Origin of the sequence: Ligilactobacillus sp., assembly GCF_036846325.1 — a bacterium.
Taxonomy (GTDB): Bacteria; Bacillota; Bacilli; order Lactobacillales; family Lactobacillaceae; genus Ligilactobacillus.
This window is the reverse complement of record NZ_DAIUCE010000126.1, coordinates 1-3,939: the sequence shown is the minus strand read 5'-3', so window position 1 is coordinate 3,939 and position 3,939 is coordinate 1. Positions and strand designations below refer to the sequence as shown.

Here is a 3,939-nt window from a genome sequence, read left to right as displayed (position 1 = left end):
ATTGGGGTAACTGGATTCGAACCAGTGCATGACGGTACCAAAAACCGTTGCCTTACCGCTTGGCTATACCCCAATGGTGGTGGAAGGGAGTGGATTCGAACCACCGAACCCGAAGGAGCGGATTTACAGTCCGCCGCGTTTAGCCAGACTTCGCTACCCTTCCATTACCTTGAATATCTGATGCCTTATCGCACCCGACTTAAATATAATACCGTGTTTGAAAGCTTAATGCAAGTCTTTTTTCGATTTTTTTGAATATTATTTAAAGAAAATGCCCCAAAATGCGAGATAACCGACTTTTTCGACCAAAACCTTCTTTGCAGAAACTGCTTCTTTACTGGATTTAACAAAAAAGCCGGGAAAACTCCCGGCTGAAAATCAGTTTATTTTACATCCAGCATCAATTTCCTGATTCTTGGTGCAAGAATCAGCAACAGGATTCCGAAGACAATCGTGATAGTGCCGACGATGCCAAAGTACATGACTTCCGTTTCGTGAGAATACAGACGCACAATCTGCGCATTGAGTGCCTGTGCAACTGCATCGCTCAAGAACCAGATGCTCATCATCTGTGCCTTGAATGCATTCGGCGCAAGTTTTGAGGTTACCGAAAGTCCGATTGGTGAAATCAGCATTTCACCGCAAATTACGAGCGCCCAGCTCATGACCAGCCAGAGCGGGCTGACTTTTGCGGACGTCCCGAAGGCCATTCCCGGAATCATCATCCAAACAAAGGAAATCCCGGCAAAGAACAATCCATATGCGAACTTGACCGGAGATGACGGCTGCTTCTTGCCAAGCTTAGTCCACAATTTGGCAAAGAACGGCACATAAATCATGATGAACAGAGGATTCATGCTCTGGAACAGACTTGAAGGAAAAGCATGCCCGAAAATTGTCAGACGCGTCTGCTCATTTGCAAACAATGCCAGAACAACCGATCCCTGCTCTTCAATTGACCAGAAGAGAATGGAGGCAAGGAAAAGCGGAATATAGGCAAAGACGCGCGAACGTTCCTCCTTGGTCGTTTTCTTGCTTCCAAGCATCATGATGAAGTAATAGACCGGAATAAGAACGGCGATGACAGTGATCAGGTTGATGATGTTCGTGATATTCAAGGCATCAAAGAGTGCCATGATGATCAGGATCAAGATGAGCAGGACAGCACCGGCACCCGACTTGACTGCGACTTTCTTAAGCTCTTCACCTTCAATCGGATCGCTTGGATAAAGACTGTCGTTTGAAAGATACTTCTTGCCGTCCATCACGTATTGAACGAGGCCGAAGAACATTCCGATTGCCGCAAGCGAAAATCCAAGGTGGAAGTTGACGTTCTGGCCCAGATATCCGACTGCAATCGGCGCAATGAAGGCACCCATGTTAATGCCGAAGACAAAGATACTGAACCCGGCATCGCGTCTCGGATCGGTATCGCTGTACAAATCTCCGACCATTCCTGAAACGTTTGGTTTAAGCAGTCCCGTACCAATAACGATTAATGCAATCGAAACAAACAACGCAACTCTGCCAAAAGGCGTCGCCAGAGCAATATGGCCAAACATGATCAAAACTCCGCCGATAAAGACCGTTTTTCTGCTTCCTAATACACGGTCGCTCAAAAAACCTCCAATAACGCTTGAAAGGTAAACAAGCGATCCGTAAATCGACATGATTGACGCAGCCGTGGTCTTGTCAAATCCAAGTCCGCCCTCTGCGACCGAATAGTACATGTAGAACAAAAGGATGGCGCGCATTCCATAGTAACTGAATCTTTCCCACATTTCAGTGAAAAAGAGCGTGGCCAGCCCGCGCGGGTGACCAAAGAATGAGACATCCTGTGGTTTATTATCCATAAAAATTCCTCCAGACGAATAACTGCTGTCTAAAACCACTTTAAATGATTGAGTTTTCACCCAATGTCTATAATTATATGAATCATACAACATAGGGTCAAGCTGATTCATATTTTATTTTTTATAAATTGAGTCTTATTTAACAATTTTTTCATTTCAATCTAACCACGGTTAACATGGATGCAATTTTTTGCTGCTCGATTTAACGTTCATTTAATTCCAAAGGTTAATTTTAACCATTTTGCCTTCATTGACTGAATTTAATAAAAATCTTCTAAATTATTGCTAATTTTACATTATAGAAGACATCATTTAAGGTACTATAGATTGGTAAGAAAAAAGAGCCGGTCTCAAAAGCAGCTCTTGACACAAAACATGATCATGATCTCAAAACGAGGTTCATTCCCATCATTCAATCATCACGAAAGGAGAAGGGCGAGAAATTGCGAAATGACGCCAATATTCAAAAGTATCGGGAACTCGCCCAAAAGCAGATGAAGAAAATTATCGTAATTGCCACCGGCGGAACGATTGCCGGCAGCGGAGAAGATGGCCGCACGACAGAATACCGTGCAGGAACGATTGACGTCAGTGATGTTCTGAAAACCATTCCTCAAATCAACGATCTGGCTGAAATTGAAATGATTTCGCTCATTTCGGTCGATTCAAACGAAATGAACGAACGATACTGGATAAAACTGCGCAATACCATTAACGAGCAGGCAAAACGTCCCGACGTTGACGGCATCGTCATCACCCACGGAACCGACACGATTGAAGAAACCGCTTATTTTCTTAATCTGACGGTTGCAACTGAAAAACCTGTTGTTTTAACAGGAGCGATGCGTCCTGCCACTGCAACGAGTCCCGACGGCCCCTTCAACCTTTTTCAGGCAATTGCCCTTGCTGCAAATGACCAGGCGCATGGTTGCGGCGTCATGTGCCTTTTTTCAAGCACGATTTATTCCGCACGCAACATTGCAAAAACAAACAACCATAAAATAGATGCCTTTGGCCTGAATGAACAGGCAGCATTGGGATACATGCGCGATGCCGACGTCTTCATCACGAATCATCCGACGACAAGGCACACGCTGTTTTCCAGGTTCTGCAACAAACAATTTGAAGCTTTTCCCAAAGTCAGGATGGCAACATATTATGCAGGGGCCGACACTGCCATTCTAGATGCGCTGGAACACGATTGCGACGGGATTGTCATCATTGGAACGGGCAGCGGCAATTATTCCCAGGCATGGCTGCAAAAGCTTGATGAATTGGCGGAAAAAGGCACAATCATCGTCAGAAGTTCCCGCGTTCCGCATTCGATTGTCTTTGATGAACAGGTTTTTGACCCGAAGAATCACTTCATCGGATCCAACACTCTAACCCCGTTTAAAGCCAGAATTTTACTGATGCTTTGCCTGACTCAAACACGCGACATCGAAAAAATACGTAATGCCTTTTTCAGATACTGATGACCAGTGGATTGCACCGTTTTAATTACGGTCATAACCTGAAAAAGATGCACGGCAAGCCAACCTGAGACAATATGAACATCTCAGGTTATTTGCCGTGCATCGCTGTTTTGACGACTGCCTGTGAAGGAAAGATCAACCGATACCTGCCTGATTGTTTTTGCTTAAGTCAACAAAAAAGCCTGCATTACTGCAGACTTAAAGTACTCTGATGCCGGTTGCTGGACTCGAACCAGTGACCCTCGGTTTACGATACCGATGCTCTACCAACTGAGCTAAACCGGCAAAATGACCCGTACGGGATTTGAACCCATGTTACCGCCGTGAAAGGGCGGTGTCTTAACCACTTGACCAACGGGCCATAAAATAATAAAACGGAGAGTGAGGGATTCGAACCCTCGAAGGAGGTCATTACCCCCTTACATGATTTCCAATCATGCTCCTTCGGCCTCTCGGACAACTCTCCATCCAAGAACTCCGGCAGGCGGACTCGAACCGTCGACAGCCTGATTAACAGTCAGGTGCTCTACCAACTGAGCTATGCCGGAATAAGAAAGCATGGCAACGTCCTACCCTCACAGGGGGCGATCCCCCAACTACTCTCGGCGCTA

General features: G+C 45.5%; 2 protein-coding genes and 6 tRNA genes. 1 reads left to right on the top strand and 7 read right to left on the bottom strand.

Annotation, left to right across the window (positions count from 1 at the left end; all coding sequences use genetic code 11):
* Position 1: 1 nt before the first annotated feature.
* From V7Z60_RS09115 to V7Z60_RS09105, 3 genes are all read right to left on the bottom strand, one after another.
* A tRNA-Gln gene (locus V7Z60_RS09115) sits at positions 2-73 on the bottom strand.
* A gap of 4 nt (positions 74-77) precedes the next feature.
* A tRNA-Tyr gene (locus tag V7Z60_RS09110) sits at positions 78-163 on the bottom strand.
* 220 nt (positions 164-383) lie between these two features.
* Positions 384-1,853 (bottom strand): peptide MFS transporter, encoded by a 1,470-nt coding sequence (locus tag V7Z60_RS09105; protein WP_334117506.1) that lies wholly within the window; start codon positions 1,851-1,853, stop codon positions 384-386.
* A 443-nt stretch (positions 1,854-2,296) separates the two neighbouring features.
* On the opposite strand from V7Z60_RS09105, the gene V7Z60_RS09100 reads away from it, so the two are divergent.
* The gene (locus tag V7Z60_RS09100) at positions 2,297-3,328 is read left to right on the top strand and encodes an asparaginase (protein ID WP_334117505.1); all 1,032 of its coding nucleotides are present in this window, start codon (positions 2,297-2,299) and stop codon (positions 3,326-3,328) included.
* A 212-nt stretch (positions 3,329-3,540) separates the two neighbouring features.
* On the opposite strand, the gene V7Z60_RS09095 is transcribed toward V7Z60_RS09100, so the two are convergent.
* The 4 genes from V7Z60_RS09095 to V7Z60_RS09080 all read right to left on the bottom strand — a co-directional run bounded on the left by V7Z60_RS09095 (position 3,541) and on the right by V7Z60_RS09080 (position 3,876).
* Positions 3,541-3,613, bottom strand: a tRNA-Thr gene (locus V7Z60_RS09095).
* Between the two features lie 4 nt (positions 3,614-3,617).
* Positions 3,618-3,689: transfer RNA gene (locus V7Z60_RS09090), tRNA-Glu, on the bottom strand.
* Positions 3,690-3,703: 14 nt separating this feature from the next.
* A tRNA-Ser gene (locus V7Z60_RS09085) sits at positions 3,704-3,794 on the bottom strand.
* 9 nt (positions 3,795-3,803) lie between these two features.
* Positions 3,804-3,876 (bottom strand) — tRNA-Asn (locus V7Z60_RS09080).
* Positions 3,877-3,939 lie beyond the last annotated feature (63 nt).